General features: G+C 68.3%; 23 protein-coding genes. 10 read left to right on the plus strand and 13 right to left on the minus strand.

From position 1 onward, the window contains the following. Positions 1-53: 53 nt before the first annotated feature. The 5 genes from ACZ3HL_RS36780 to ACZ3HL_RS36800 all read right to left on the minus strand — a co-directional run bounded on the left by ACZ3HL_RS36780 (position 54) and on the right by ACZ3HL_RS36800 (position 6,563). Complete coding sequence (locus ACZ3HL_RS36780; RefSeq protein WP_465535987.1) at positions 54-977, minus strand: 2Fe-2S iron-sulfur cluster-binding protein; 924 nt, start codon at positions 975-977, stop codon at positions 54-56. Next, positions 974-2,710, minus strand: coding sequence for an NAD(P)H-dependent oxidoreductase subunit E (locus ACZ3HL_RS36785; protein ID WP_465535989.1), 1,737 nt, complete (start codon positions 2,708-2,710; stop codon positions 974-976). Before ACZ3HL_RS36785 ends, ACZ3HL_RS36780 begins: the two co-directional genes overlap by 4 nt. Before the next feature lie 10 nt (positions 2,711-2,720). Next, a complete protein-coding gene (locus ACZ3HL_RS36790) occupies positions 2,721-4,640 on the minus strand; it encodes a molybdopterin oxidoreductase family protein (RefSeq protein ID WP_465535991.1) in 1,920 nt (639 codons plus the stop codon). Positions 4,641-4,654: 14 nt separating this feature from the next. Next, positions 4,655-5,647, minus strand: coding sequence for a 2-dehydropantoate 2-reductase (locus ACZ3HL_RS36795; RefSeq protein ID WP_465411630.1), 993 nt, complete (start codon positions 5,645-5,647; stop codon positions 4,655-4,657). 95 nt (positions 5,648-5,742) lie between these two features. Beyond that, a protein-coding gene (locus ACZ3HL_RS36800; protein ID WP_465535993.1) for an IS5 family transposase occupies positions 5,743-6,563 on the minus strand; the annotation gives its coding sequence in 2 pieces (ribosomal slippage) (positions 5,743-6,209 and positions 6,209-6,563; 822 coding nt in all). A gap of 352 nt (positions 6,564-6,915) precedes the next feature. Between ACZ3HL_RS36800 and ACZ3HL_RS36805 the strand changes: the two genes are divergently transcribed. Beyond that, positions 6,916-7,644, plus strand: coding sequence for a GntR family transcriptional regulator (locus tag ACZ3HL_RS36805; RefSeq protein WP_465535995.1), 729 nt, complete (start codon positions 6,916-6,918; stop codon positions 7,642-7,644). Here ACZ3HL_RS36805 and ACZ3HL_RS36810 read toward each other — a convergent pair. The 4 genes from ACZ3HL_RS36810 to ACZ3HL_RS36825 are packed head-to-tail and all read right to left on the minus strand — an operon-like array spanning position 7,641 to position 14,225. Next, positions 7,641-9,023, minus strand: a complete 1,383-nt coding sequence (locus ACZ3HL_RS36810) for an OFA family MFS transporter (RefSeq protein ID WP_465411632.1) — start codon at positions 9,021-9,023, stop codon at positions 7,641-7,643. The two genes, ACZ3HL_RS36805 and ACZ3HL_RS36810, sit on opposite strands and share 4 nt — an antisense overlap. Before the next feature lie 33 nt (positions 9,024-9,056). Further along, positions 9,057-11,186 carry an acetate--CoA ligase family protein gene (locus ACZ3HL_RS36815; RefSeq protein ID WP_465535997.1) on the minus strand — a complete coding sequence of 710 codons (2,130 nt, stop codon included), beginning with the start codon at positions 11,184-11,186 and terminating at the stop codon, positions 9,057-9,059. 53 nt (positions 11,187-11,239) lie between these two features. After that, positions 11,240-12,469: a formyl-CoA transferase gene (gene frc, locus ACZ3HL_RS36820; protein ID WP_465535999.1), complete on the minus strand. Its 1,230-nt coding sequence runs from the start codon at positions 12,467-12,469 to the stop codon at positions 11,240-11,242. A gap of 16 nt (positions 12,470-12,485) precedes the next feature. After that, positions 12,486-14,225: a thiamine pyrophosphate-binding protein gene (locus ACZ3HL_RS36825; RefSeq protein ID WP_465536001.1), complete on the minus strand. Its 1,740-nt coding sequence runs from the start codon at positions 14,223-14,225 to the stop codon at positions 12,486-12,488. Between the two features lie 210 nt (positions 14,226-14,435). Here ACZ3HL_RS36825 and sucC point away from each other — a divergent pair, with 210 nt between their 5' ends. Genes sucC through ACZ3HL_RS36840 form a run of 3 tightly spaced genes read left to right on the plus strand, consistent with a single transcriptional unit; the run spans position 14,436 to position 16,961 of the window. Continuing rightward, on the plus strand, positions 14,436-15,599 hold the full coding sequence (gene sucC, locus ACZ3HL_RS36830; protein ID WP_465536003.1) for an ADP-forming succinate--CoA ligase subunit beta: 1,164 nt from the start codon (positions 14,436-14,438) through the stop codon (positions 15,597-15,599). A gap of 1 nt (position 15,600) precedes the next feature. Continuing rightward, the gene (sucD, locus tag ACZ3HL_RS36835) at positions 15,601-16,479 is read left to right on the plus strand and encodes a succinate--CoA ligase subunit alpha (protein ID WP_465536005.1); all 879 of its coding nucleotides are present in this window, start codon (positions 15,601-15,603) and stop codon (positions 16,477-16,479) included. Beyond that, positions 16,476-16,961 (plus strand): beta-class carbonic anhydrase, encoded by a 486-nt coding sequence (locus ACZ3HL_RS36840; protein ID WP_465411638.1) that lies wholly within the window; start codon positions 16,476-16,478, stop codon positions 16,959-16,961. The genes sucD and ACZ3HL_RS36840 overlap by 4 nt, the downstream gene beginning before the upstream one ends. Positions 16,962-17,037: 76 nt before the next feature. Here the strand turns inward: ACZ3HL_RS36840 and fdhD are convergent, their stop codons facing one another. After that, a complete protein-coding gene (gene fdhD / locus ACZ3HL_RS36845) occupies positions 17,038-17,865 on the minus strand; it encodes a formate dehydrogenase accessory sulfurtransferase FdhD (protein WP_465536007.1) in 828 nt (275 codons plus the stop codon). Beyond that, the gene (locus ACZ3HL_RS36850) at positions 17,865-19,196 is read right to left on the minus strand and encodes an OFA family MFS transporter (protein WP_465536009.1); all 1,332 of its coding nucleotides are present in this window, start codon (positions 19,194-19,196) and stop codon (positions 17,865-17,867) included. Before ACZ3HL_RS36850 ends, fdhD begins: the two co-directional genes overlap by 1 nt. Before the next feature lie 109 nt (positions 19,197-19,305). Here ACZ3HL_RS36850 and ACZ3HL_RS36855 point away from each other — a divergent pair, with 109 nt between their 5' ends. Both ACZ3HL_RS36855 and ACZ3HL_RS36860 read left to right on the plus strand, forming a co-directional pair. Next, positions 19,306-20,460: an epoxide hydrolase family protein gene (locus ACZ3HL_RS36855; protein ID WP_465536011.1), complete on the plus strand. Its 1,155-nt coding sequence runs from the start codon at positions 19,306-19,308 to the stop codon at positions 20,458-20,460. A 44-nt stretch (positions 20,461-20,504) separates the two neighbouring features. Beyond that, positions 20,505-21,320, plus strand: coding sequence for a MerR family transcriptional regulator (locus ACZ3HL_RS36860; RefSeq protein WP_465536013.1), 816 nt, complete (start codon positions 20,505-20,507; stop codon positions 21,318-21,320). Positions 21,321-21,564: 244 nt separating this feature from the next. Here ACZ3HL_RS36860 and ACZ3HL_RS36865 read toward each other — a convergent pair whose 3' ends face one another. After that, positions 21,565-22,350 (minus strand): alpha/beta fold hydrolase, encoded by a 786-nt coding sequence (locus ACZ3HL_RS36865; RefSeq protein ID WP_465536015.1) that lies wholly within the window; start codon positions 22,348-22,350, stop codon positions 21,565-21,567. Positions 22,351-22,401: 51 nt separating this feature from the next. Between ACZ3HL_RS36865 and ACZ3HL_RS36870 the strand changes: the two genes are divergently transcribed. Further along, positions 22,402-22,968: a GNAT family N-acetyltransferase gene (locus ACZ3HL_RS36870; RefSeq protein ID WP_465536017.1), complete on the plus strand. Its 567-nt coding sequence runs from the start codon at positions 22,402-22,404 to the stop codon at positions 22,966-22,968. Then, on the plus strand, positions 22,965-23,591 hold the full coding sequence (locus tag ACZ3HL_RS36875) for a LysE family translocator (protein WP_465536019.1): 627 nt from the start codon (positions 22,965-22,967) through the stop codon (positions 23,589-23,591). The genes ACZ3HL_RS36870 and ACZ3HL_RS36875 overlap by 4 nt, the downstream gene beginning before the upstream one ends. A 23-nt stretch (positions 23,592-23,614) precedes the next feature. On the opposite strand, the gene ACZ3HL_RS36880 is transcribed toward ACZ3HL_RS36875, so the two are convergent. Next, complete coding sequence (locus ACZ3HL_RS36880; protein ID WP_465411647.1) at positions 23,615-24,673, minus strand: cobalamin-independent methionine synthase II family protein; 1,059 nt, start codon at positions 24,671-24,673, stop codon at positions 23,615-23,617. Positions 24,674-24,927: 254 nt separating this feature from the next. On the opposite strand from ACZ3HL_RS36880, the gene ACZ3HL_RS36885 reads away from it, so the two are divergent. Together ACZ3HL_RS36885 and ACZ3HL_RS36890 are read left to right on the plus strand one after the other, a co-directional pair. After that, complete coding sequence (locus tag ACZ3HL_RS36885) at positions 24,928-25,194, plus strand: DUF3040 domain-containing protein (RefSeq protein ID WP_465536021.1); 267 nt, start codon at positions 24,928-24,930, stop codon at positions 25,192-25,194. Positions 25,195-25,255: 61 nt separating this feature from the next. Continuing rightward, a complete protein-coding gene (locus ACZ3HL_RS36890; RefSeq protein WP_126734583.1) occupies positions 25,256-25,681 on the plus strand; it encodes a YciI family protein in 426 nt (141 codons plus the stop codon). The last annotated feature ends 4 nt before the right edge of the window (positions 25,682-25,685 follow it).

Raw genomic sequence — 25,685 nt, forward strand, 5'->3', positions numbered from 1 at the left:
TGAAGGTTGCGAAAGTGGCTTTCGCGGCACGCCACCAGGCGCCGCTCACGACCTCAGCGGTTCTGCACGTGCTGCCAGCCGAAGCGGCCCTTGATGCAGAGGTTCCCGTGGGTCACCGAACTCTCGTGCGGAGAGGTGACCTTGACGATCTCGTTGTCCTGGACGTGCAGGGTGAGGTTGCAGCCGACGCCGCAGAAGGTGCAGACGGTGGTCGTCGCGGTCTGCCGCGACTCGTCCCAGGTGCCGTCCTCGCGCTTGTCGTGCTCGCGTTTGAAGCTCAGCGCGCCGGTCGGGCAGACCTCGACACAGTTTCCACAGTAGACACACGCGCTGTCCGGCAGCGGGTTCGCGAACTCCGTCGAGATCCGCGCGTCGAAACCCCGCCCCGCCATGGTGATGGCGAAGGTGTTCTGCCACTGCTCGCCGCACGCGTCGACACATTTGTAGCACTGGATGCATTTCCCGTAGTCGCGGACGTACAGCTCGTTGTCCACTTTGACCGGCTGGCGCACCGTCGCCGCCGTCATCCCGTCCGGGATCTCGTGCTCTCCCGGGCGCCGCTCGTCCCGGTCATCCGCGGGCGGCGCGGGTGGCCCGAACCGCTCGGGTGCCGCGCCGCTTTCCGCCATCCAGTCCGCGACACCGGGCGTGGTGGACAAATCCGTCGCCGAACCGAGGAGTTCGAGCACCACCTTGCGGCTGAGCCGCGTCCGATCGGTCTCGGTCCGCACCACCATGCCCGGTTCCGCCTTGCGGGAGCACGACGGCACGAGCGTGCGCGAACCCTCGACCTCCACCATGCAGACGCGGCAGGCGTTGGCCGGTTCGAGGGTGTCTCCATAGCAGAGTGTCGGGATCTCCTTGCCCGCCGCGGTACACGCGTCGAGGATCGTGGCGCCCTCCGGAACCCGGACGACCTCACCGTCCACAGTGAACTCGACGAGCCGTCGCGGGAGTCCTATTTCGACGATGGTCATGACCGCTCCTCCAGTGCGCCCAGCCGGTCGATCGCCGACTCGATGGCGTTCCAGGCGGTCTGGCCCAGTCCGCAGATGGACGAATCACGCATCACTTGGCCGACTTCGCGTAGCACCACGAGATCGTCCCCACCCGTACCGAGCTCGCGTCCGCCGACGATCCGGTGCAGTGCCTCCTCCTGCCGCACGGTCCCGATCCGGCACGGCACACACTGCCCGCACGACTCGTCCCGGAAGAAGGCCGCGATCCGCAGCAGGAACCCGCCGAGGTCGGCCTGATCGTCCAGCATCAGCACGACACCCGAACCGAGGGTGGTGCCCGCCGCGCGGGCGTCCTCCATGGTCAGCGGCAAGGTGGTCTCGTCCGGGCGCACGAAACCACCCGCCGCCCCGCCGAGCAGGATCGCCCGGAGTTCACGGCCCTCCGGCACTCCCCCGGCCAGGTCGATCAGTTCGCCCAGCGTCGTCCCGAACGGCACCTCGTACACACCGGGACGCCGGACATTGCCGGACAGGCAGAACAGTTTCGGCCCGGACGAGCGTTCCGTCCCGATGCGGCGGTAGGCCTCGCCTCCCTCGCTGAGGATCAGCGGGACGTTGACCAGGGTCTCGACGTTGTTCACCACCGTCGGCTTGCCGAACAACCCCTTCTCCACCGGGAACGGCGGTTTGGTCCTCGGCTCGCCGCGGAAGCCTTCGATGGAGTTGAAGATCGCCGTTTCTTCGCCGCAGATGTAGGCGCCCGCACCCCGTCTGATCTCGATGTCGAACGAAAAACCTCGACGTCCCATGATGTCCTCGCCCAGGTACCCTCGTTCGCGGGCGATCTCGATGGCGTTGCGCAGCAGCTTCAGCGCACGTGGATATTCACCGCGAAGATAGACGTAGCCCTTCCGCGCCCCGATGGCGAAAGCGGCGATCGTCATCGCCTCGACGAGCGCGAACGGGTCGCCCTCGATCAGCACGCGATCCTTGAAGGTGCCCGGCTCGCTCTCGTCGGCGTTGCAGACGAGGTACCGGGTTCGCACCGGTTGCCTCGCGGTGGCGTCCCACTTCCGGCCGGTCGGGAACGCCGCCCCGCCGCGGCCCATCAGCCCGGAATCGGTCACCTCGCGGATGACCCCGGCCGGTCCGAGCAGCAGCGCGTTCCTCAGCGCCGCGTACCCACCGGACGCCCGGTAGGCGTCCAGGCTCTCCGGGTCGACCACGCCGACGCGGCGCAACAACCGCAGCCCTGGCTCGCCTCGCTGTGGCACCGATGCCGGCGGTTCGTCCACTTCGGACGTTCCACGGGCGAATTCGTCCGGCGTGGCCGGAGCGAGGACTCGGTACTCGGCGGGATCACCCGCCTCGAAGGCCATCGCCGCGGGGGCCCGCTCGCAGACACCGAGGCACGGGCTGCGATGCCAGGGGTGCCCCGCCGCGTCGGCGGCCTCGGCCAGCGCATCCGCGCCGTTGACCCGGCACGCCAGGTCCGTGCAAATGTGGACGACCCGCGGCGGCCGCTCCTTGAGCGAGAACAACGCGTAAAAGCTGGCGACACCGTACGCCTCGGCCGGAGGGACGTTCAGCCGTCGGCAGATATGGTTCAGCGCTCCCTGGCTGATCCAGCCGATCCGGTCGTTCACGGCGTGCAACGCGGGAAGCAGCTGGTCGCGGCTCCCGTCGCCGAGCGCGTCGATCGCGGCCCGCTCGGCGTCCGTCGGTTCGGCGTTCAGGAAGCGCAGGTCCATTCCGGACTCCTCACACGGTGGCGGACAGCTTCTCGACCCGGATCGCGGCGGCCTTGTACTCGGCGGTGCCCGCGACCGGGCAGGTCGCCTCGATGGTGATGACGTTGACGTCGATCTCGTCCGGGAAGTGGAAGGTCATGAACGCCAGCCCCGGGCGCAGTCCCTCGTCGATCCGGACCGGCGCCTCGATCTCGCCACGACGGGAAGAGATCCGCACGACCTCGTCCTCGACGACACCGAGTTCGGCGGCGTCGGCCCGGCACAGGTCGAGCGTCTCCCCGCGACGCAGTGGCGAGGGGAACCCGCCGGACTGGACGCCGGTGTTGTAGGAATCCAGCCGCCTGCCGGTGGTCAGCCGGATCGGGAAATCCTCGGTGAGCAGATCCACCGGCGGGCTGTGCGCGATCACGGTGAACGGCGCCGGACGGCCGCGTTTCGCCGGATCCTCCTCCCACAGGCGCCCGTGCAGGAAGGTCGGCTCGAGTTCGTCCTCGCGATAGCACGGCCACTGGATGCCGCCGAGCTCCTCCAGCCGCGCGTAACTCATGCCGGCGTGCATCGGCGACAGCGTTCGGAGCTCGTTCCAGACGTCCTCGCCACCCTGGTAGTCCCAGTCGTGGCCCAGGCGCCGGGCCAGTTCGCACAGCAACTGGATGTCGTCGCGAGCCCCCTCCGGTGGTTCGAGCGCCTTGCGGACGCGCTGGACCCGGCGTTCGCTGTTGGTGAAGGTGCCGTCGGATTCGCACCAGGCGGCCGATGCCGGCAGCACGACGTCGGCCAGCCGCGCGGTCTTGGTGAGGAAGATGTCCTGCACCACCAGATGCTCCACATTGGACAGACGTTTGATCGTGTGCTCGCAGTCCGCCTCGGACTGCACCGGGTTCTCCCCGATGATGTAGACGCAGGTCAGCTCTCCCCGCTCCATCGCGTCGAGCATCTGGGTGAGGTTGAGCCCCTTGTGCGGCGGGATGGCCGAGCCCCACGCCGCGTCGAACTTCGCCCTGACGTCCGCGTCGAGGATGTTCTGGAAACCGGGCAGCCGGTCCGGGATCGCGCCCATGTCCCCGCCGCCCTGGACGTTGTTCTGCCCGCGCAACGGGTTCAGCCCGGCGCCGTACCGGCCGACGTGTCCGGCCAGCAGCGCGAGATTGATCAGGGACAGCACGTTGTCCGTGCCGTTGTGGTGCTCGGTGATCCCGAGCGTCCACGACAGCTGGCCGCGATCCGCGCGGGCGTAGGTGTGCGCGAGTTCGCGGATCAGCTCGGCCGGGACGCCGGTGACCTCCTCGGCGGCCTCGAGCGTCCAGGGCTCGACCGAGGCCGCGAACTCGGCGAACCCCTCGGTGGCCCGTTCGATGAAGGCGGTGTTGGCCAGTCCGGAGTGGATGATCTCGCGGGCGACCGCGTGCGCCAGCGGGATGTCCGTGCCGACGTGCAGCTGGAGCTGCCGGTGTGCCCAGCTCGCGGTGCTGGTCCGGCGCGGGTCGATGACGAACAGCTTGGCGCCGCGATGGACGGCCTTGAGCACGTGCTGGAAGAAGATCGGGTGCGCCTCACGCGGATTGCCGCCCCAGACGACGATGACGTCGGCGTCCTCGATCTCCTGGTACGACGACGTCCCGCCGCCGCTGTCGAACACCCGCGCCAGCCCGGCGACACTCGGCGCGTGACAGGTGCGGTTGCACGAGTCGACGTTGTTGGTGCCGATCACCGAGCGCGTGAACTTCTGCGCCACGTAGTTCATCTCGTTGGTCGCCCTGGCACACGAGAACATGCCGAAGGCCTCGGGTCCCTTGGTTTCGAGCGTGCGCCGGAACCCGGCGGCGGCCCGCTCCAGCGCCTCCTCCCAGCTCGCCGGGCGCAGCTCACCCGAGTCGCGGACCAGCGGCTGGGTGAGGCGGACGTACGGTTCGGTGTTCTTGCGCTTCATCGGGTCCCTCCGATTCAGTGCGCTCCGACGGGAACGGCGTTCACGGTCTGGTCGAGCAGGCCGATCGCCGCGTGGACGTGCCGCAGCGCCGGTGCGGGCACGCCGGTCAGCTCCGAGAGCTCGACGACGGCGCCGATGATCGCGTCGATCTCCAGCGGCTTGCCCGCTTCGAGGTCCTGGAGCATCGACGTCTTGTGGTGGCCGACGCGCCAGGCGCCGTCGATGCGTTTCTCGACCGACACCTTCGGGTCGCAGCCGGCGGCGCGGGCGATCGCGAGGGTCTCGTTCATCATCGCGGCGACGAGCTCCCGGGTGTCCGGGTGCTCGCAGATCTGGACCATGGTCGCCCTGGTGAGCGCGCTGAGCGGATTGAAGGCGACGTTGCCCATGAGCTTGACCCAGATCTCGTCGCGCAGGTCGAGTTCGACCGGCGCCTTCAATCCGCCGGCGATCATCGCGTCGGCCAGTGCCGCGCACCGGGACGAGACGCCGCCCTTCGGCTCGCCCAAAGCGAACCGGGTCCCTTCGAGATGCCGGATCACGCCGGGCTCCTCGATCACCGTCGAGCAGTAGACGACGCAGCCGACCGCGCGGCGCAGTTCGAGGACCTCGCTGACCGCTCCACCGGGGTCGACCGTCTCGATGCGCCGGTTCTCCAGCGGATGCCCGGTGAGACCGTGGAAATACCACCACGGGATCCCGTTCTGCGCGGCCACGATCGCGGTGTCCTCGCCGAGCAAGGGTGCGATCAGGGGTCCGCACGAGGCGTACGAGTTCGCCTTCAGGCCGAGGAAGACGAAGTCGACGGGACCGACTTGAGCCGGATCGTCGGTGACGTGGGGCCGGGCGGTGAAGTTCCCGCGCGGGCTGAGCACCCGCACGCCGTGCTCGCGCATCGCGTCGCCGTGCGCCCGTCTCGCGATGAGGTGGACCTCCGCCCCGCCGCGGTGCAGCGCGGCCCCGGCGTAGGCGCCGATCGCCCCCGCACCCAGAACAGCGACCTTCATGACGTGCCTCCTGCTCACCCGAAGACCAGATTGCATACAGTATCCTGTATATGGTCGGCGCGCCAGACCTCCCGCATTTCGTCCTCTAAGGGGTCCTAACAGATTGAGTGGGCTTTGAGTCTGCGCCAGCAGATGATGGCGCAGCCGAGGGTGAGGAAGGCTTCGTGGCTGTCGTCACGGATCTCCCATCGGATGCGTAGCCGCCGGAACCAGTGCAGTAAGGCGAAGGCGCCCTCGACGACCCAGCGGTGAACGCCGAGGCCGGAGCCGTGTTCCTGGCCTCGGCGGGCGATGAGAGGCGTGATTCCGGCGGCGCGGACAAGGTTGCGGTACTTGTCGTGGTCGTAGGCGCGGTCGGCGTAGAGCCGTTGTGGCCGTCGCCGCGGGGACCCGGGCCGGCCTCGCACTGGCGGGATCGCGTGGATCAGCGGCATCAGCTGGGTGACGTCGTGCCGGTTCCCGCCGGTCAGGGTGGCTGCGAGCGGGATGCCGGTACCGTCGGTGATCACATGGTGTTTCGACCCGATGCGGGCTCGATCTACCGGGCTGGGGCCGGTTTTCGGCCCCCTTTTAACGCCCGCACATGCGATCCGTCGACCGACGCACGCGACCAATCCAGCTGGCCCGCCGCGTGCAACTCCGCCAACAGCAGCTCGTGCAGCTGCTGCCACACCCCGGCCTCGGTCCAGTCCCGCAACCGCCGCCAGCACGTCATACCCGACCCATACCCCAGCTCCTGCGGCAGGAACTCCCACGGAATCGCCGTGTAGAGCACGAACATGATCCCGCACAACGCCTTACGGTCATCCAGCCGCTTACGCCCCGGATGCCGAAACCGACGCTCCACCCGCGGCAACAACGGCTCAATCCGCTCCCACAGACCGTCATCGACCTCCCACGGACGCCGCTGCCCCACCAGCCCACCCCTCACAGACAATCACCGAGACACGACATCAAACCACACCCCAAGATAATTCTGTTAGGACCCCTAAATGCGGGAGGTCCGCGTGCTCCAACCCGTAACTCGCGTGCTCTAACCCGTAACTCGCGTGCTCTAACCCGTAACTCGCGTGCGCGAAGCCGTAACACGCCGAGCGGTCGGAGCCCGGCGAGTTACGCCTCCAAGCACGCGAGTTACGGCTCCAAGCACGCGAGTCGCGCCTTGCGACCCCGCATTCAGAGGACGAAATGCGGAGCGAAGCGGGGAATGTCGGGATTTTGCATACCAAAACCTGTATCCTGAACCGGACGAGTCATCCGGAGGTCCTGTGAGCCAGCCCGTTTCACCCCTTCCCGACCGCGGCCCCACCGGCCGCAGGACGAAGGGCACGCTCAACCCGGCGACGGCCAAACGCGTCGAGCGGCCCGCTCCCCTGCGCCAGGTCGTCTACGACGCGCTCGCGGAGCTGATCATCAACCGGACACTCGAACCCGGCCAGCACCTGGTCGAGGCGGACCTCGCCGAATACCTGGGCGTCAGCAGGCAGCCGGTCCGGGAGGCGTTGCAGCGACTGCAGAGCGAAGGCTGGGTCGACCTCCGCCCGGCGCAGGGCGCCTTCGTGCACATGCCCACCGACGAGGAAGCCGACCAGCTGCTCAGCGTGCGCACCGTGCTGGAGGCGCACTCCGCCCGGCTCGCCGCCGACAGGGCCGGCGAAGAGGACGTCGAGCGTTTGTGGGAACTACAGAAGAGCGGGCTGGAGGCGTTGGCCGCCGACGACACCGAAGGCCTCGTCGCGGCCAACGCCGCGCTCCACGCGTTCATCACCGAACTGTCCGGCAACGCGGTCCTCGCCGAAATGATCGGCATGGTCGATCGCCGGGTCCGCTGGTACTACACGCCGATCGCCCGTCCCCGCAGCCACGACGCCTGGCAGGAACACGAGGAACTGATCAAGGCCATCGCCGCCGGTGACCCCGCCGCCGCCGAAAAGATCATGAACCAGCACACCGAGCGCACCCGGCAGGCGTTCCACGAACGTCCGAAGGAGGACTAAGCCGGGTTCAGCTCCTGCTCACGACGCGGAGTACGCGTGCGCGAACGTCCCGGCTGGCGTAGCAACAGACTGAGCGCGGCCGCGAACAGACTCGTCGCACCGGCGAGGAAGAACGCGCCGCCGTAGCCCCAAGCCACCACGACCATCGCCCCGACGCCGGAACCGACCAGACCCGAGATCAGCTTCGAGCTGTACACCAGGCCGTAGTTGCTGGCGTTGTTGTTCTCGCCGTAGAAGTCCGCCGTCATCGCCGCGAACAGCGGGAAGATCGCGCCGCCGCCGAAACCGGAGATCATCGAGGCGAGCAGGAACAGCGGCATGCTGCCGATCGAGCCGGACAGGTAGACGGCGAACTGCGCGAGGCCGAGCACCACGCAGACCATGAACAAGGTCTGCCGTCGCCCGTAGCGGTCGGAGATCCAGCCGATCACGCCGCGGCCGGTGCCGTTGATGATCGCCTTCAGGCTCATCGCCAGCGCGACGATCCCGCCCGCGAACCCCATCTCGTTGCCGAACGGGACCTGCATCGCGATGCCGAAGATGTTCACCCCGGCCGTGCACAGCAGGCAGAACCACATCAGCGGCAGCATCCCGGTCCGGAGTGCTTCCTTCGGCGTGTACTGCCGGACCGCCGGCGGGTTCTTCTGCAGGGATCGGCGGACCCGCGGGTCGTCGGACACCTTCAACGGGTCCACATGCGACGGCCACCAGTTCTTCGGCGGGTCCTTGAAGAAGAAGCCGCTGACCGCGACGGTCGCCGCCAGGAAGAGGCCGACCACGAGCAGGACGCCCGAGAAGTTGGAAAGGTCCATATAGGACGTGAAGATGAAGATGAAGGGCACCGAACCGTAGGCGAAGCCGCCGTTGACGAACCCGGTCTTCCCGCCCCTGCGCTCCGGGTACCACTTCCCCACCATGTTCACGCAGGTCGCGTAGACCAGGCCGGCCCCGCCACCGCCGAAGAACCCGAAGCCCAGATACGCCCAGATCTCGCTGGGTGCGTAGGCGAGGGCCAGATAGGACAGAAGGGTGCCGGTCGCGCCCAGCAGCATCGCCGCCTTGGCAGGCAACCTCCCGTTCTCTCGCATCTTCCCGGCGGGGAAGGCGACGATCGCCTGGAAGAACACCCAGACGCCGAGCAACCAGAAGATGGTCGCCCCGTGCCAGCCGTGCGCGTCGGCCAGCGTCTTCTCCGCCGACGTGAACGCGTACTCCGACGAACTGATGGCCATCATGGCGACCCAGGGCAGGATCACCATCGTCCATCGTGGACGGCCCATGATGTCTCGATCGCTTTCGCCGACGCGATAGATCCGGCCGTTCGAATCGATTACTTCCTTGTACGCTCCGGGTGGTTGAGCCGCGGTCGATGACGTCATTGTCATTCTCCTTGGTCGGGTTGGTCCGGAAAGTCAGCCGAGCAGTCCCGCTGAACGGGCCCAGCGATACTTCGCGCCGAGCACGGCAACGGGTTTCTCCGTCGTGTACGGATAGGCCACGACGCCGTGCTCGTACAGGAAATCGCTGGCCTGTTCGACCTCGACATCGCCTGCCAGCGAGGCGACGACGGGCTTGTGGATCCCTTTCGCGCGATATTCGGATACGACTTCCGAAACGAGTTCCGCGAAGATCATCGGCGGGGTGACGATAGTATGCCAATAGCCGAGGATCAAGGCATGGATTCGCTCGTCCTCCAAACCGAGCGCGATCGTGTTCCGGTAGGTGGTAGGTGGTTCGCCGCCGGTTATGTCCACCGGATTGCCCGCCGCGCCGAACGGCGGAATGAATTCCCGGAACGACGCGTCGAGATCGGGCGGGATCTCCATCAGGTTCAGCCCGTTGTCCACACAGGCGTCGGAAAGCAGAACGCCGGAGCCACCCGCGCCGGTGATGATGACGACGTTCTCGCCCTTGGGGGTCGGGAGAAGCGGGATGCCGCGCGCGTACTCGAGCAGATCGTTGAGCCCGGGCGCCCGGATGACACCGCTCTGGCGCAGGATGTCGTCGTAGACCTTGTCGTCGCCGGCGAGCGCCCCGGTGTGCGAGCCCGCCGCTTTCGCGCCTTGGGAGGTGCGGCCCGCTTTGAGCACGACGACCGGCTTCCGCACCGAAACCCGTTTCGCCGTTTCCGCGAACGCCCGCCCGTCTTTGAGATCTTCGAGATGCATCGCGATGAGGTCGGTGTTTTCATCTTGTTCGAAGAATGTGAGTAGATCGTCCTCGTCGATATCGGCCTTGTTGCCGACCCCGACGATCGACGAGACTCCCATCTTCGCCGACCGGCTGAACCCGAGGATCGCCATCCCGATGCCGCCGCTCTGCGAGGAAAGCGCGACCCCGCCCTTGACGTCGTACGGCGTGCAGAACGTCGCCGACAGATTCTCCGGCGTGTAGTAGTAGCCGTAGATGTTGGGGCCGAGGATCCGGACGCCGTGCTCCCGGGCGATCGCGACGACCTGGTCCTGCAGTTCGATGTTGCCCGTCTCGCCGAAACCGGACGGGATCAGGATCGCTCCGGCCACGCCCTTCCGGCCCGCTTCTTCCAGCGCGGCGGGCACGAATTTGGCGGGGATGGCGAACACCGAGACGTCGACGTCGCCCGGCACGTCGGCGATGCTCGCATAGGCCTTGCGGTCAAGGATCTCGGCGGCCTTGGGGTTGATGGGATGGATCTCGCCCGCGAACCCGCCGTCGACGAGGTTCTTCATCACCGAGTTGCCGATCTTGCCCGCCTCGGCCGACGCGCCGATGACGGCGATCGACGCCGGTTTCATGATCCGGGTCATCGACGCCAGGATCTCCTCCTGGCTGAACCGCACGGGCTCCCGCGCCGCCTCGGGATCCACCAGGATCCGGACGTCGACGGCGGTGGCGCCGCCGGGTGTGGCCAGTACCGGGTTGAGGTCGACCTCGGCCAGTTGCGGGAAGTCGGTGACCAGGGCACCGACGCGGGTGAGCACGTCGGCCAGCGCGTCCCGGCTCACCGGCTCCGCACCGCGGACGCCGCGCAGGATCTCGGCGGCCGCGATACCGTCGATCATCGAAAACGCCTGGTCACGGTCGAGTGGGGCGAGCCGGAACGTGACGTCCTTGAGCACCTCGACCAGTACCCCGCCGAGCCCGAACGCGACGATCTTGCCGAAGGTGGGGTCCGTGGTGGCGCCGACGATCACCTCTTGTCCGCCGCTGAGCATCCGCTGCACCTGGACGCCGGTGATCTCGGCGTCGGCGTCGTATGCCTTGGCGTTGGCGACGATCGACCGGAAGCCGTCCGCGACCGCGTCCGCCGTCGCCAGGCCGACCAGCACGCCGCCGGCCTCGGTCTTGTGCAGGATGTCCGGCGAGACGATCTTCAGCACCACCGGGAGGCCGATCTCCGCTGCCTGCGCGACGGCCTCCTCCGCGGTGGTGGCAAGCCGTTCCGCCGGGGTCGGGATGCCGTACGCCTCGCACACCTGCCGTCCTTCCGGCGCGGTGAGCGACGTCCGTCCCTCGGCGGCCACCTTCCCGAGGATCTTCTCGACGATCTCTTTGTCTGCCATGAAGCTTCCTTCCTGGTTTTCGGACGAGCCCGCGCAGCTCCGCCAGTCGGTGCTCAGATCACGCCGGCCGCGCGCAGCCGGTCCAGGTCGTCCTCGCCGTAGCCGAGTTCGCCGAAGACCTCGGCGTTGTGCTCACCGAGCAGGGGCGAGCGTTCGACCTCGACCGGCGAATCCGACAGCTTCAACGGGCAGCCGACGGTCTTGAAGGCTCCTCGTTCGGGATGCTCGACCTCGACGACCGAGCCCAGTTCGGCCAGGGTCGTGTCCTCGGCGAGTTCCTTGGTGGACAGGATCGGGCCGCAGGGGATGTTGTGGGCGTTGAGCGCCTCCATCACCTCCCATTTGGTGTGCTTCTCGGTCCACTCCTCGATCATCCCGAAGGCTTTGTCCAGTTTGGACAGACGCGCTTCCGGAGTGGACCAGTCCGGGTCCTCGGCGAGTTCGGGTTTCCCGATCAGCCGGGTGATCGGTGCCCAGCCGACCGGCTGGATGATCACGTAGATGTAGTCGTTCGGCCCGCCCGGCGCGCATTTCACCGCCCAGCCCGGTTGCCCGCCGCCGGAGGCGTTGCCCGAACGCGGGACCTCGTCGCCGAAGACGTCGTTCGGGTATTCGCCGAGCGGGCCGTGCGCCAGCCGTTGCTGGTCACGGAGCTTGACGCGGCACAGGTTCAGCACCGCGTCCTGCATCGCGACCTGGACCCGTTGCCCTCGGCCGGTGTTCGTCCGCTGGTACAGCGCGGCCAGGATCGCGGCGACCAGGTGGATCCCGGTACCCGAATCGCCGATCTGCGCGCCGGTCGCGGTGGGCGGGCCGTCCTCGAAACCGGTGGTGCTCATCGCCCCGCCCATCGCCTGCGCGATGACCTCGTATGCCTTGAAATCCGCGTACCGTCCGGGGCCGAAACCCTTGATGGAGGCGTAGATCAGCCGCGGGTTCAGCTCCGCGAGCCGGTCCCAGGGATAGCCGAAGCGGTCGACCACCCCGGGGCCGAAGTTCTCGACCAGCACGTCCACACTGGACACGAGCTGCTCGAAGACCTGCTTCCCCTGCTCACTCTTCATGTTGAGGGTGATGCTGCGCTTGTTGGCGTTGAGCATCGTGAAGTAGAGACTGTCCACCCCGGGGAGATCCCGGAGCTGGCCGCGGGTGATGTCACCGCGGCCGGGCGTCTCCAGTTTGATCACGTCCGCGCCGAGCCAGGCCAGGATCTGCGTGGACGAAGGTCCTGATTGGACATGCGTCATGTCGAGGACGCGGACGCCGTCGAGTGCCTTTCCCATCGGTGATCCCTCCCGGCTACTTGTACATGGTCTGGTTCATGGTTCCGGGCGCGTAGACGTCCGGGTCGATCCAAACGTTGATCAGTGACGGCTTTCCGGACTCGCGGGCGCGCAGCAACGCGGGTCCGATGTCCGCGGGGTCGCGCACCGCCTCGCCGTACCCGCCGAGCATGCGGGCGAACTCGTCGTACGGGACATCGCCGAGCGTGTTGCCGACACGTTCCCGGCCGAGGCCGTACTTCGCCGCCTGGCCGTAGCGGATCTGGTTCATCGAGGAGTTGTTGCCGACGATCCCGACGAACGGCAGGTTGAACCGCACCAAGGTCTCGAAGTCCCAGCCGGTCAGGCTGAACGCGCCGTCGCCGAAGAGCGCGACGACCTCCTTCTCCGGCCGCGCGTGCTTCGCGGCGAGGACGAACGGGATCCCCACGCCGAGGGTCCCGAGCGGGCCGGGATCCATCCAGTGCCCCGGCGCCTTCGGCTGGACGACCTGCCCGGAGAAGGTCACGATGTCGCCGCCGTCGCCGATGTAGAGCGAGTCCTCGGTGAGGAACTCGTTGATCTCGTGCACCAGCCGGTACGGGTGGATCGGGCTCGCGTCGGAGTGCTGGAACGGCAAGCGCTTCTGCTTCGCCTTCGTCTCGACGTCCTGGAGTTCCTCGAGCCAGACCTTGCGCGCCACGGCGCCGTTGTCGACCCGGCCGGTGGCCGCCTCGGCGACCGCGGCGAGCACCTGACCCGCGTCGCCGACGATGCCGAGGTCGACGTCCCGGTTCTTCCCGACGGTGCGGTAGTCGAGATCGATCTGCACGACGGTCGCGTCCGGGGAGAGCCGTTTGCCGTAGCCCATGCGGAAGTCGAACGGGGTGCCGACGATGACGATCACGTCGGCGTTGTCGAACGCGTACCGGCGCGAGAGCTGGAAGTGGTGCGGATCGCCGGGCGGCAGTGTGCCGCGCCCGGCACCGTTCATGTAGGCCGGGATGTTCAGCCCGCGCACGAGTTCGGCCGCGGGCCCGGTCGCGCGGGTCGTCCAGACTTGGCTGCCCAGCAAGATGGCCGGCTTCCTCGAATGGACCAGGAGATCCGCGAGTTTCTCGATGTCGGCCGGGTCGCCGGCGTTGCGGGTGGACGCCCGATAGCGGCCCGCCGAGGGGACCCTCGCCTTCTCCACCGGCACCTTCGCGTCGAGGACGTCGCGGGGAATCTCCAAAAAGGACGGTCCGGGCGCGCCGTGGTAACACTCGCGGAAGGCCATCGAAACCAGGTCCGCCACCCGCGCGGTGTCCGGGACGGTCGCGGAGAACTTGGTGATCGGCGCCATCATGTCGACGTGCGGCAGATCCTGCAGTGAGCCCATCTTGTGCTGGGTGAGCGCTCCTTGCCCGCCGATCAGCAGCATCGGGCTCTCCGCGCGCAGGGCGTTCGCGACCCCGGTGACGGCGTCCGTCGTGCCCGGTCCCGCGGTGACGACCGCGCAGCCTGGACGGCCGGTGATCCGCGCGTAGCCGTCGGCCGCGTGCGCCGCGACCTGTTCGTGCCGGACGTCGATGACTTCGATGCCCTCGTCGACGCAGCCGTCGTAGATGTCGATGATATGGCCGCCGCACAACGTGAAGATCGTGTCGACGCCCTCCGCCTTGAGCGCCTTGGCCACCAGGTGGCCGCCGGAGATCAGGTCCGGGGCGGGTTCGGAACCGTTGGTGGTGGCCTTCGTCGCGGTGTCCCCCGCAGCGGTGCCGGTCGTTGGCGCCATCGTTCAACTCCTCTTTGTCGCACGCCGGACCTCTCTGATCCGTGCGCTCGTTTCCGGATCTGCTCCGTCCGCCCGGCCCCTGTCCGAAGCCCCTGGTCGCAGCGGACTGTAGATTGCATACCGTATGAGGTAGGCATATAGTTACTCTTCGAACGCCCCGGTGTCCAGGGCCGCAAGCAGGTTTCCTCTCCCTTCGCGAAAGGACTTCGCGTGGACCTTTTCGAACACGAGGCACGAGATCTCTTCGAGCGGCACCACGTCCCGGTCCCCCGGGGAAAGGTCGCCGCCACCCCGGAACAGGCGAGGGCGATCGCCGTCGAGCTGGGCGGATCCGTCGTGGTCAAGGCGCAGGTGAAGACCGGCGGACGGGGCAAGGCCGGCGGCGTGAAGGTGGTCCGCTCCCCCGACGACGCCGAGCAGGCGGCCGAAGACATCCTCGGCATGGACATCAAGGGACACCGCGTACACAAGGTGCTCGTCACCGAGGCGAGCGCGATCGCCGAGGAGCACTACCTCTCGTTCCTGCTCGACCGCGCCGACCGGACGTTCCTCGCGATGGCCTCGGCCGAAGGCGGGATGGACATCGAGACGGTGGCGGCCGAGAAACCCGAGGCCCTGACACGGATCCCGGTCGATCCGAGGGCCGGCGTGGACCGCACCCTGGCGAGGCGGATCATCGGAACCGCCGGGTTGCCGAAGGCCGCGGCCGACGCCGTCGTCGCACTGTGGAACGTCTTCGTCGCCGAAGACGCGACGCTGGTGGAGGTCAACCCGCTGGTGCTGACCACGGAGGGGACGGTCGTGGCGGTCGACGGGAAGGTCACCCTCGACGCCAACGCCGCGTTCCGGCATCCGGCCCACGCCCTCTTCGTCGACTCGCCGGACGAGGAACCGCTCGAACGACGTGCCCGCGAAGCCGGGCTCAACTACGTCAAACTCGACGGCGACATCGGCGTGATCGGCAACGGGGCGGGACTGGTGATGTCCACTTTGGACGTCGTCGCCGCCGCGGCGGTGGACGCGGGCGCCGTCGGGCCCGCGAACTTCCTCGACATCGGCGGGGGCGCGTCGGCTGAGGACATGGCGGCCGGGCTCGGCGTCATCCTCGGCGATCCGCAGGTGCGCAGCGTCTTCGTCAACGTCTTCGGCGGGATCACCGCCTGCGACGCCGTCGCCGACGGGATCGTGCGCGCGCTCGCCCAGCTCGGCGACCGCGCCGCCAAACCGATCGTGGTGCGGCTCGACGGCAACAACGTCACCGAGGGACGGCGGATCCTCGTCGAGGCCGCGCATCCCCTGGTGACCCTGGCGGACACGATGGACGACGCCGCGGGCGCGGCGGCGAAACTGGCGGCCGCGGAACCGGAGGCGTGAAATGGCGATCTTCCTCGACGAACACAGCAGGATCGTCGTCGCGGGCATGACCGGCGCCGAAGGCCGCAAACACACCACGCGCATGCTGGCCGCGGGAACGAACGTCGTCGGCGGGATCAATCCGCGCAAGGCCGGGCAGGAGCTCTCCCTCGGCGGACGAACTCTGCCGGTGTTCGGCGGTACCGCGGAAGCCGTCGCCGCGACCGGCGCGGACGTGTCGGTGCTGTTCGTGCCGCCGCCCGCGGTGAAGGACGCCGTCATCGATGCCGTCGATGCCGGCATCGGTCTGGCGGTCGTCATCACCGAGGGCGTCCCCGTGCATGACGCGGCCGCTTTCTGGGCCCACGCCAAGGAAAGTCCGACCCGAGTCATCGGGCCGAACTGTCCCGGTGTGATCAGCCCCGGCCGGTCCAACGCCGGGATCATCCCGGACGGGATCACGAAACCCGGCCGGATCGGGCTGGTCTCGAAATCCGGCACCCTGACCTACCAGCTGATGCACGAACTGCGCGAACACGGATTCTCGACCTGTGTCGGCATCGGCGGCGACCCGGTCATCGGCACCACGCACATCGACGTCGTCGAGGAGTTCGAAAAGGACCCCGAGACCGACGTGATCGTGCTCATCGGCGAGATCGGCGGCGACGCGGAAGAACGCGCGGCCGAGTACGTCCGCACGAGGGTGAGCAAACCCGTCGTCGGCTACATCGCCGGGTTCACCGCGCCGGCGGGGAAGACGATGGGACACGCGGGCGCGATCGTGTCCGGCTCGAGCGGCACCGCCGAGGCGAAGAAGAAGGCGCTCGAAGCGGCCGGGATCGCGGTCGGCCGCACCCCGAGCGAGACAGCTTCGCTCGTCCGGGAAGTCCTCGTCCGGTGAGCGAGATCGACGCGCTACTGGTGAACGCGCGCGGCTACAAGGAGCTCATGGGCACGGCGCCGCGCCGGCCGAGACGGCGGATCGCGGTGGTGGCGTGCATGGACGCGCGGATCAGCGTGTACCGGCTACTCGGGCTCCGCGAGGGCGAGGCGCATGTCATCCGGAACGCCGGCGGCGCGGTGACCGAGGACGCCATCCGGTCGCTGACGGTGAGCCAGCGGCTGCTCGGCACCCGCGAGATCGTGCTCATCCACCACCACGACTGCGGGATGCGGACGTTCACCGACACCGACTTCGCCCGGCAGATCGAGGCGAGCACGGGCATCCGGCCGCCGTGGGCGGCGGAGACGTTCACCGATTCGGCACAGGACGTCCGGCAGTGCATCGCCCGGCTGCGGACGTCACCGTTCCTGCTGCACACCGCCTCGGTGCGGGGTTTCGTGTACGACGAGCGGACGGGGACGCTCGCCGAGGTCTCCTAGCCCCTCATGCGTTTAGTCCTCTGGATGCGGTACTTGCGTGTGCAAGTACCGCATCCAGAGGACTAAACGCATGGGGTCAGGACAGGCCGAGGCGGTCCGGGCGGGTGTACACGTTCATCGAAGTGCCCCGCAGGAAGCCCACCAGGGTCAGGCCCATCTCCGCGGCGAGGTCCACCGCCAGTGACGACGGCGCGGAAACCGCCGCCAGCAGCGGGATCCCGGCCATCACCGCCTTCTGCACCAGTTCGAACGACGCTCGTCCGCTGACCATCAGCACCGTCCCGGACAACGGCAGTCTCCCGTCGCGCGCCGCCCAGCCGACCACCTTGTCGACGGCGTTGTGCCTGCCGACGTCCTCCCGCAGGCACAACAGCTCCCCGGCGGCGGTGAACAGCCCGGCCGCGTGGAGCCCGCCCGTGCGGTCGAAGACCAGCTGCGCCGTCCGGAGCCGATCCGGCAGTTCGGCCACTGTGGACGGTGTGATCGCCAGCTCGTCGCCGTCCACCGGCCAGGTCGCGGTGGTCCGGACGGCGTCGAGACTGGCCTTCCCGCACAAGCCGCAGGAAGACGTGGTGTAGAAGTTCCGCTCCAGGGAGGCGTCGGGCGGGGCCACGCCGTCGGCGAGGACGACGTCCAGCACGTTGTAGGTGTTGGCGCCTTCGGTGGTCGCGCCCGCGCAGTAGCGGATCGAGTGGATGTCCTTCGCGGACCGCGAAACCCCTTCGCCGACAAGGAATCCGGCGGCGAGGTCGAAGTCGTGCCCGGGGGTCCGCATCGTGATCGTCAACGGCTTCCCGCCGACGCGGATCTCCAGTGGTTCTTCGACGGTCAGCGTGTCCGGGCGGGCGCCCGGCACACCTTCGACCACGCGGACAACGCGCCGTCTGCTCGTCACCCGGCCCATCAGCGGATCGCCGGCAACAACGACTTCGGCCGACCCGGCTGGGAAAGCCGGCCTCCGAGCAGCGCACCGAGAACGCTGAGCGCGCCCGCCACCGCGAACGCGCCGAGATACCCGTGCGTGGTCACGACGAACGCGGCCAGACCGACCCCGAGCAACGCGCCGACCGCCTTGGCGCTGTACAGCACCCCGAAGTTCTGCAGCGCCGACTCCTCGCCGAAGTAGTCGCGGACCAGCGACACCAGCAGCGAGTAGCAGCTCCCGTTCCCGAGCCCCGCCAGCGCGGCACCCGCGACGAGTCCCACCGCGTGCTCACCCGAGTAGAGCAGGACGAACTGGGCGATCCCGCCCGTGGCCAGCGCCAGTCGCAGGATCCGGCGCCTGCCGAGCCGGTCGGAGAGCCTGCCGAGCAGGACCCGGCCCGCACCGGTCACCCCGGCGAGCACCGCGAGCGCGACGGCGGCGAGTTCCGGCCCACCTCCTTGCGCGGCCACGAAAGTCGCGAGATAGGCGACGTCGAACAGGAGGACCGCGGCGGCCAGCACGACGATGAGGTACATCGCCACCGCGGCCGGGCAGCGGAGCACCTCCCCCGGCCGGTACTCGCGCAGGGCGGGCCGGTTCACCGCGACCCCGCGATTGCGCACCTTGTCAGCCGCCCACGCACGCGGATCCGGCCGTTCCGGCCACCAGCGGGGCGGCGGATCGCGCAACAGGACCGCGGTGCCGGCGATCATCATGAGCACGGCCACCGCGACGACGTCCAGTAGCGGGCGGCGGTTGGCCTCCGACAGCCAGAATCCCGCCCCCAGCACGAAAAGCACACTGCCGTAGGCGAAAGCGCCGCTGACCGCGCCCACCCGCGCCGGCACCCGGTCGGGGAACCAGTTCATCACCGTGCCGACGCAGGTCGCGTAGACGACGCCCGTCCCGATCCCGCCGAGCACCGAGTAGCCGATGAACATCGCGGCCAGGTTGCTCGCGTGCCCCAGGGTGAACATCCCGGTGGCACAGAGCACCCCGCCGGCGATCACCGCGACCGCGGGCGGGAACATCCCGCGCTCGCGCAAGCGGGCGACCGGGTACACCGCGCACGCCTGGCACACCGTCCAGAGCGCGAAGGAGGCGATCAGTTCGGGGAACGTCCAACCGTAGGTGTCCATCAGGACCGGCGCGACGACACCGAAGCCGTATTGCTGGATCCCGGCGGCGAACATCGCGGTCCAGCCGAGCCAGAGCATCCACGACCGGGGCTTGCCGATCAGGTCCACGTCGCTCTCGCCGACGCGATACCGGCGGCCGTAGTGGTCTCGCAGGATTCGAGGATCGGGCATGGCTCCCACCCCGCTCACGGCAGATTGTATACAGTATGTAGTCTGGTTATAGCACTCTGACCTCCGGAAGTCCACGAATTGTCGGACCCCCTCGTTAGCGTCAGCCGGCATGGACAGCACGCCGTTCCAAGCCCGGATCCCGGAGGCCGATCTCGAAGACCTCCGCGATCGGCTCCGCCGTGCCCGCTGGCCCGAAGACGAGACCGTCGACGACTGGTCACAGGGCGTACCCGCCGCCTACCTGCGTGAGCTGTGCGCCTATTGGGCCGAGTCCTACGACTGGCGGGCCGCCGAGTCGCGGCTCAACACGTTCCCCCAGTTCCGGACCGGGATCGACGGGCTCGGCATCCACTACCTGCACGTCCGCTCCCCACATCCCGGCGCGCTGCCGCTGATCCTCACCCATGGCTGGCCCGGTTCGGTCTTCGAGTTCCTCGACGTGCTCGGCCCGCTCACCGATCCGGTCGCCCACGGCGGTGCCGCGGCGGACGCCTTCCACGTCGTCGTCCCCTCCCTACCGGGGTACGGCTTCAGCGACAAACCCGCACGTGCCGGCTGGTCGATCCAGCGCATCGCCGACGCGTGGATTCGCCTCATGGAGGGCCTGGGATACGAGCGGTACGGCGCCCAAGGCGGCGATTGGGGCACCAGCGTCACCACGCTCCTGGGCAGGACAGCGCCCGAGCGGCTGGCCGGGATCCACCTCAACCCACCGCTGGCGGCGCCGGACCCGGCGACGTTCGACGACCTGACCGAATCCGAACGTAAATCGCTCGCCGACCTCGAAAACGCCAAGGCCGACGGTTCGGGTTACGCGATCCAGCAGGCGACGAGGCCGCAGACGATCGGCTACGCGCTGGCTGACTCGCCGGTCGCGCTGTGCGCGTGGATCGTCGAGAAGTTCCAGGCGTGGACGGACTGCGGCAGCCATCCGGAGAACGCGCTGAGCCGCGACGCGATGCTCGACGACATCACGCTCTACTGGCTGACGGGCACCGGCGCCTCGTCCGCCCGGCTGTACTGGGAGAGTTTCGCCGAGGTGTCGAGCTGGTTCGCCGAATCCACTGTGGACACGATCACCGTGCCGGCCGGCTGTTCGATCTTCCCGCGTGAGATCCCGCGCCCGTCCCGCCGCTGGGCGGAACGCCGCTTCACCGACATCCGGTACTGGAACGAACTCGACCGGGGCGGTCATTTCGCGGCCTTCGAACAGCCCGGCGTGTTCACCGAGGAGGTGCGCTCGTTCTTCCGGCTCGTGCGCTAACCGCTTGACCGTGACACCGTGTCAGGCTATGAGCTGGAGGCCTCATGTTCAGTATCGGAGACTTCGCCAAGCACGGCCGGGTATCGGTTCGGATGCTGCGTCACTACGACGCCATCGGGCTGCTGCGCCCCGCCCACGTCGACCCGTTCAGCGGCTACCGGTCCTACACCGGCGAGCAGCTGGCCCGGCTCAACCGGGTGATCGCGCTCAAGGATCTGGGCTTCACCCTCACCCAGGTGCAGGAGATCCTCGACGCGGAGATCGGCGCGGACGAATTGCGCGGCATGCTGAGGCTGCGCCGCGCCGAACTCGAAGCGGCCATCGAGGCCGACGAGGCGCGGCTCAAGGCCGTCGAAGCGAGACTCCGGTCCATCGAAAGCGAGGGAACCATGCCTTCCGAAGACGTCGTCGTCAAAAGCCTGCCCGCGGTGCGCGTCGCCGAACTGACCGGGACGGCGAGCGGTTACGTGAACGAAGAGATCGGGCCCGTCGTCCAAGGGCTCTACCAGGAGTTGTTCGGCGCGCTCGGCCCGATCACGCCGTCCGGACCGCTCATCGCCTACTACGAAGACGACGCCGACGGCGAGCGAGTGCTGATCCACGCCGCCGTCCCGATCTCGGCAGAAACCGATGGCACGGAAGGATTCTCGACGGTCCGCCTCGCCGAAGTCGCGACCGCGGCGACGATCCTGCACCGAGGTTCGATGGAGACCGTGCTCTCCAGCTACCAGGCATTGGCGAAGTGGGTCGACACCCATGGGTACCGCGCGAGCGGCCCGGCGCGGGAGTTCTACCTCGAGTGCCCGGAGGACGGGGACAAGTGGGTCACCGAGCTGCAGCAGCCGATCGTCAAGGCCTGACCGGTGTGAGTCGTCGAGCGGTGTCGGAACCTGACGTCACGATCGACGCCCGCCTCATCGGCTACCCGCCCCGCCGATGTTGCGAAAGCCACTTTCGCAACGTTGAGGGTTGCGAAAGTGGCTTTCGCAACCCGTTCGCCTCCAGGAGCACGGCACCAGAGACCAACCTCGGCTCTCCGTGAGAGGCACGGCAAAGGTGGCGCGAAGGGGACTTTCCCCGCCTCTGTTGCGGGGAAAGTCCCCTTCACCCCGAGCAGCGACGGGCGGTCAGGAACTCGCTCACGGCAGAACGGAACTCGTCCGGCGCCTCCAGCCACGGCACGTGCCCGACGTCGGCGAACCGGACCCGCCTCACCGACGGCAGGGCCCGCTCCAAGGAGTCGACTGCCCACCGGGGCCGGTTGTCGGCCATGCCGTCCACGATCAGCGTCGGCACCCCCGACGACTCGCAGGCCGAGACGAGTTCCGGCTCCGGCACGGTCCGCATCTCCTCGCCGAGTGCCGTGTTCGCCTCGAAGTTCACCGGGAACCAGGGGGTCGCCATCGCTTCGGCATGGCGCGCGCCGTCGGTCACGAAATCGGCCGTCCACTGCCAGATCGCGCGTTCGCGCCCGTCGGCGCGAGGCTTCTCCCCCGCCACCCGCTCGAAGTTCCGTTGGAACTCCGCGTGCCAGTCGTGACCGAGGCCGACGCCCGACACGTACACGAGCGCGCTCACCCGTTCCGGTCGCGCGAGCGCGTAGAGGAGACCGAGGTGCGCACCCCACGAGTGCCCGAGAACCGGGACGCGGTCGAGACCGTGCCACTCGCGGACGGCGTCGACGTCGGCGACCATCCGTTCGAGGGTGTACGGGCCGCGTGCCTCCGAACGCCCGGCACCCCGCTGATCCCACCGGATCAACCGGAAACGCGGTCCGAGATCGAGGGTGCCGAACATGTCCCACAGACCGGGGCCGCCGTGACAGCACAGGACCGGTTCGCCCCGGCCGCTCGCCGAGGTCCACAGCTCGCAGCCGTCGTCGGTGATCATCACGTGATTATCCGGTAGGCGGGGGCGCGGTCGTTGGCTATCTTCCGCGACATGACGACGTACACGCCACCGCAGCGGACGGCCACCCTCGCCGACGCTCCCGCCATCGCGGCGCTGATGCGGGCCTCGGTGCTGGAGTTGTTCCCCCGGTTCTACGACGAGCGGCAGACCGCGAGCGCGGCGGACCACATCGGGCGCCTCGACCTGCGGTTGATCGAAGACGGCACCTACTTCGTGCACGAGGCGGACGGCGAGATCGTCGCCTGCGGGGGCTGGAGCAGACGCAACAAAACCCACGCGGGCGCCGGCGACGCTTCGGACGACGACCGTCCGCTCGATCCGGCCACCGAACCCGCGCGCGTACGCGCCATGTTCGTCCGAGGCGACTGGACCCGCCGCGGTCTCGGGCGCGCGATCCTCGAGTCCTGCCGGCTCGCGGCGAAGGCTGAGGGCTTCACGTCGCTGACCCTGACGGCGACCCTGCCCGGTGTCCCGCTGTACCGGTCGTTCGGCTTCACCGAAGTGGAGCGGGTGACCGTCACGACACCCGACGGCGTCGGCGTACCGGGCGCCGTGATGGCCAGGGGCGTCGACGAGCCGGAGGGCATCCGGACATGATCTCCGGGGCCACCGCACTCTCGTTCGTGATGATCTGCCTGCTCGGCGCGATGGCATCAGGCCCGGATTTCCTTGTGGTGACCCGCAGCGCGATCCTCGGCGGGCGCAAGGCCGGGATCGCCGCCGGGCTCGGTATCGCACTCGGCGTCTTCGTCTGGGTGGTCGCGATCGCGCTCGGGGTCGCGGCGATCCTCACCGCGTCGGCCATCGCCTTCACCGTGGTGAAGCTGCTCGGCGCCGGGTATCTCATCCACCTCGGCGTCAAGGCGTGGCTGGCGGTGCGCCGCGGCGACTACAGCGAGCTCAAGGACAGGGTGGCGCCCGTCGTCGCGCCAAGGGAGGCGTTCCGGCAGGGACTGCTCACCAATCTGTTCAACCCGAAGGTCGCGATGTTCTTTCTCGCGCTGATCCCGCAGTTCCTTCCGCATTCGGCCTCGACCGCGCAAACCTTGCAGCTGGCCGTGCTGGCCACCACGGTGGCCGTCGTCTGGACCGTCGTCCTGGCGACGCTGGTCGGTTCGCTGCGGAGGTTCTTCAGCTCCGGCAGGGTACGTCGCACGATGGACGCGGTGATGGGCACCTTCCTGGTCGGCCTCGGCATCCGGGTCGCGGTGCAGAACTGACCGAAGGCGCCCATCACCCGGCGTCAGAGTGATCCGGCGGCGAGGCGCGTACCTTCGACGCGGGCGGCGATCTTGGCGAACGCGGTGTCCCGCGACGTCGAGGTGTCGTCGGCGAACGGTGAGAAGCCGCAGTCGTCACAGGTGCCCAGCCGGTCCGGCGGGATGTACCGCGCCGCCTGGAGAACCCTGTCCCGGACCTCTTCGGCGGTTTCGACGCGAGGGTCGATCGGGTCGGTCACGCCCACGAACACCCGCTGCTCCGGACGGGAATGCTCGGCGATCACCCGTAGTGCCCGCTCAGGATCCGCCTCGCTGGCCAGCTGGACATAGACGTTGCCCACGTTCAGCCGGAACAACGTCGGCAGCAGGCCGGCGTAGTCGACGTCCAGGCTGTGCACGGAGTCCTGGTCCCCACCGGGGCAGGTGTGCACGCCGATCTTCTTCCGCTCCTCCTCGGAGAACCGGTCCAGCACGGTGTTGTTCAAGTCCACAAAGGACTTCAGCAGTCCGCCGGACGGATCGAGCTTCAGTGACAACCGGCCTTCGGTGAAGTCGATCTGGACGCTGTCCGCACCCGCGTCGAGACTGCGGCGAATGTCGGCCTCGGCTTCGTTCACCAGGTCGGCGAGGAACTGTTCCTTGTCGTATCCGGCCAATTCTTCACCGGGATAGACCAGACTGATCGCCGAAGCCGCGATCACCGCCTGTTTCACCGGCCGGGTCGCGTACTTCTTGGCTTCACGCAGGTAGGTGTCGGCATAGGTCTGATAGCGGAACGGCCCGGCGGTCAGCCTCGGAAGCTGCCGGGTGTGCCCGTCGGCGAACGGGATGACGACGCCGTCCGGCGCCAGCGAAGTGAGGCCCGCCAAGGGATACGTGGCGAAACTCGGCTTGCCCTGTTCGCCGTCGGTGATGACCGGGGAGCCGGTCTCCTCCATCCGCCCGATGGTCTCCGCGAGGGCTTTTTCCCGCAGCTCGCCGAGTCCGTCGGCGTCGAGCCGTCCGGCCGCGTGCTCACCGAGCGCTTCGATGAGATAACCGGGACGGGGAATACTGCCGATCGGTTCGGTGGGTATGGTCATCGCTCGCGTCCTCCCAGATGGTGCACCGCGGCCGCCCTGGCCACAAGCGTGGAAACTACCGAGCCCTTCCCTTCCTTGACGATCTTTCGGCTCGCCGAAACCCCTAATGGCGCAATGCTTAGGGCCGCAAAGGATCTTCGTTCGCGAGCCGTATAGGTCGTTATACGACGCTCGGCGAAATTCGATGCTTATCCGGTCCTCCCCCTGGGTATTCCGTGGGTGTCGACGGCCGGGGCGCGCCGAAGGAGAAACCGATGCTGAGCCATCATGATCGGCAAGAGCTGGAGAAGATCGAGCGCTGGTTCGAGCTCACCGAGCCGGCGCTGGCCGCACGGCTCCGGTCCGGCAGGCCCGCCCGGCCTCCCCTGCTTCGGTTGGCCCTCGTTCTCACCCTCGACATCACCGCGGGGCTGCTGATGCTGCTCGGCATCGTGGTCAACAGCCCCGCCCTGCTCCTGATGGGAATGATCACCGTGACCGCGGCGGTGATCGTGCATCTTTCCCGGTTCGGGCGCGACTGATCGTCTTCCCGTGCACCGGTAGGGTCCGGGCGATACGTCCGGTTCACTGGGAGGAAGACGCATGCGTTTCATGATCATCATCAAGGCGGACGAGGATTCCGAAGCCGGGAAGATGCCGCCGATGGAGGCGTTGACCGCCATGGCGAAGTTCAACCAGGAGATGCTCGACGCCGGGGTGCTGGTCGGCGGCGAAGGGCTGCAGGAAAGCTCGAAGGGCGCGCGGGTCACGCTCAACGCGGCCGGGGCCACCGTCACCGATGGCCCGTTCACCGAAGCCAAGGAACTCGTAGGCGGCTTCTGGATCGTCGATGTCCCTTCGCGCGCCGAAGCGATCGAGTGGGCGAAGCGCTGCCCCACTCCCCCGACCGGCGACACCGTGCTCGAGGTTCGCAAGATCCTCGAAGCCGAGGACTTCGGCGAGAACTTCACCCCCGAACTGCAGGAGAACGAGCAGCGGATGCGCGACGAGATCGCCGAACGGTCCTAAGCTC

Source organism: Amycolatopsis sp. NPDC000009 (genome assembly GCF_055563465.1).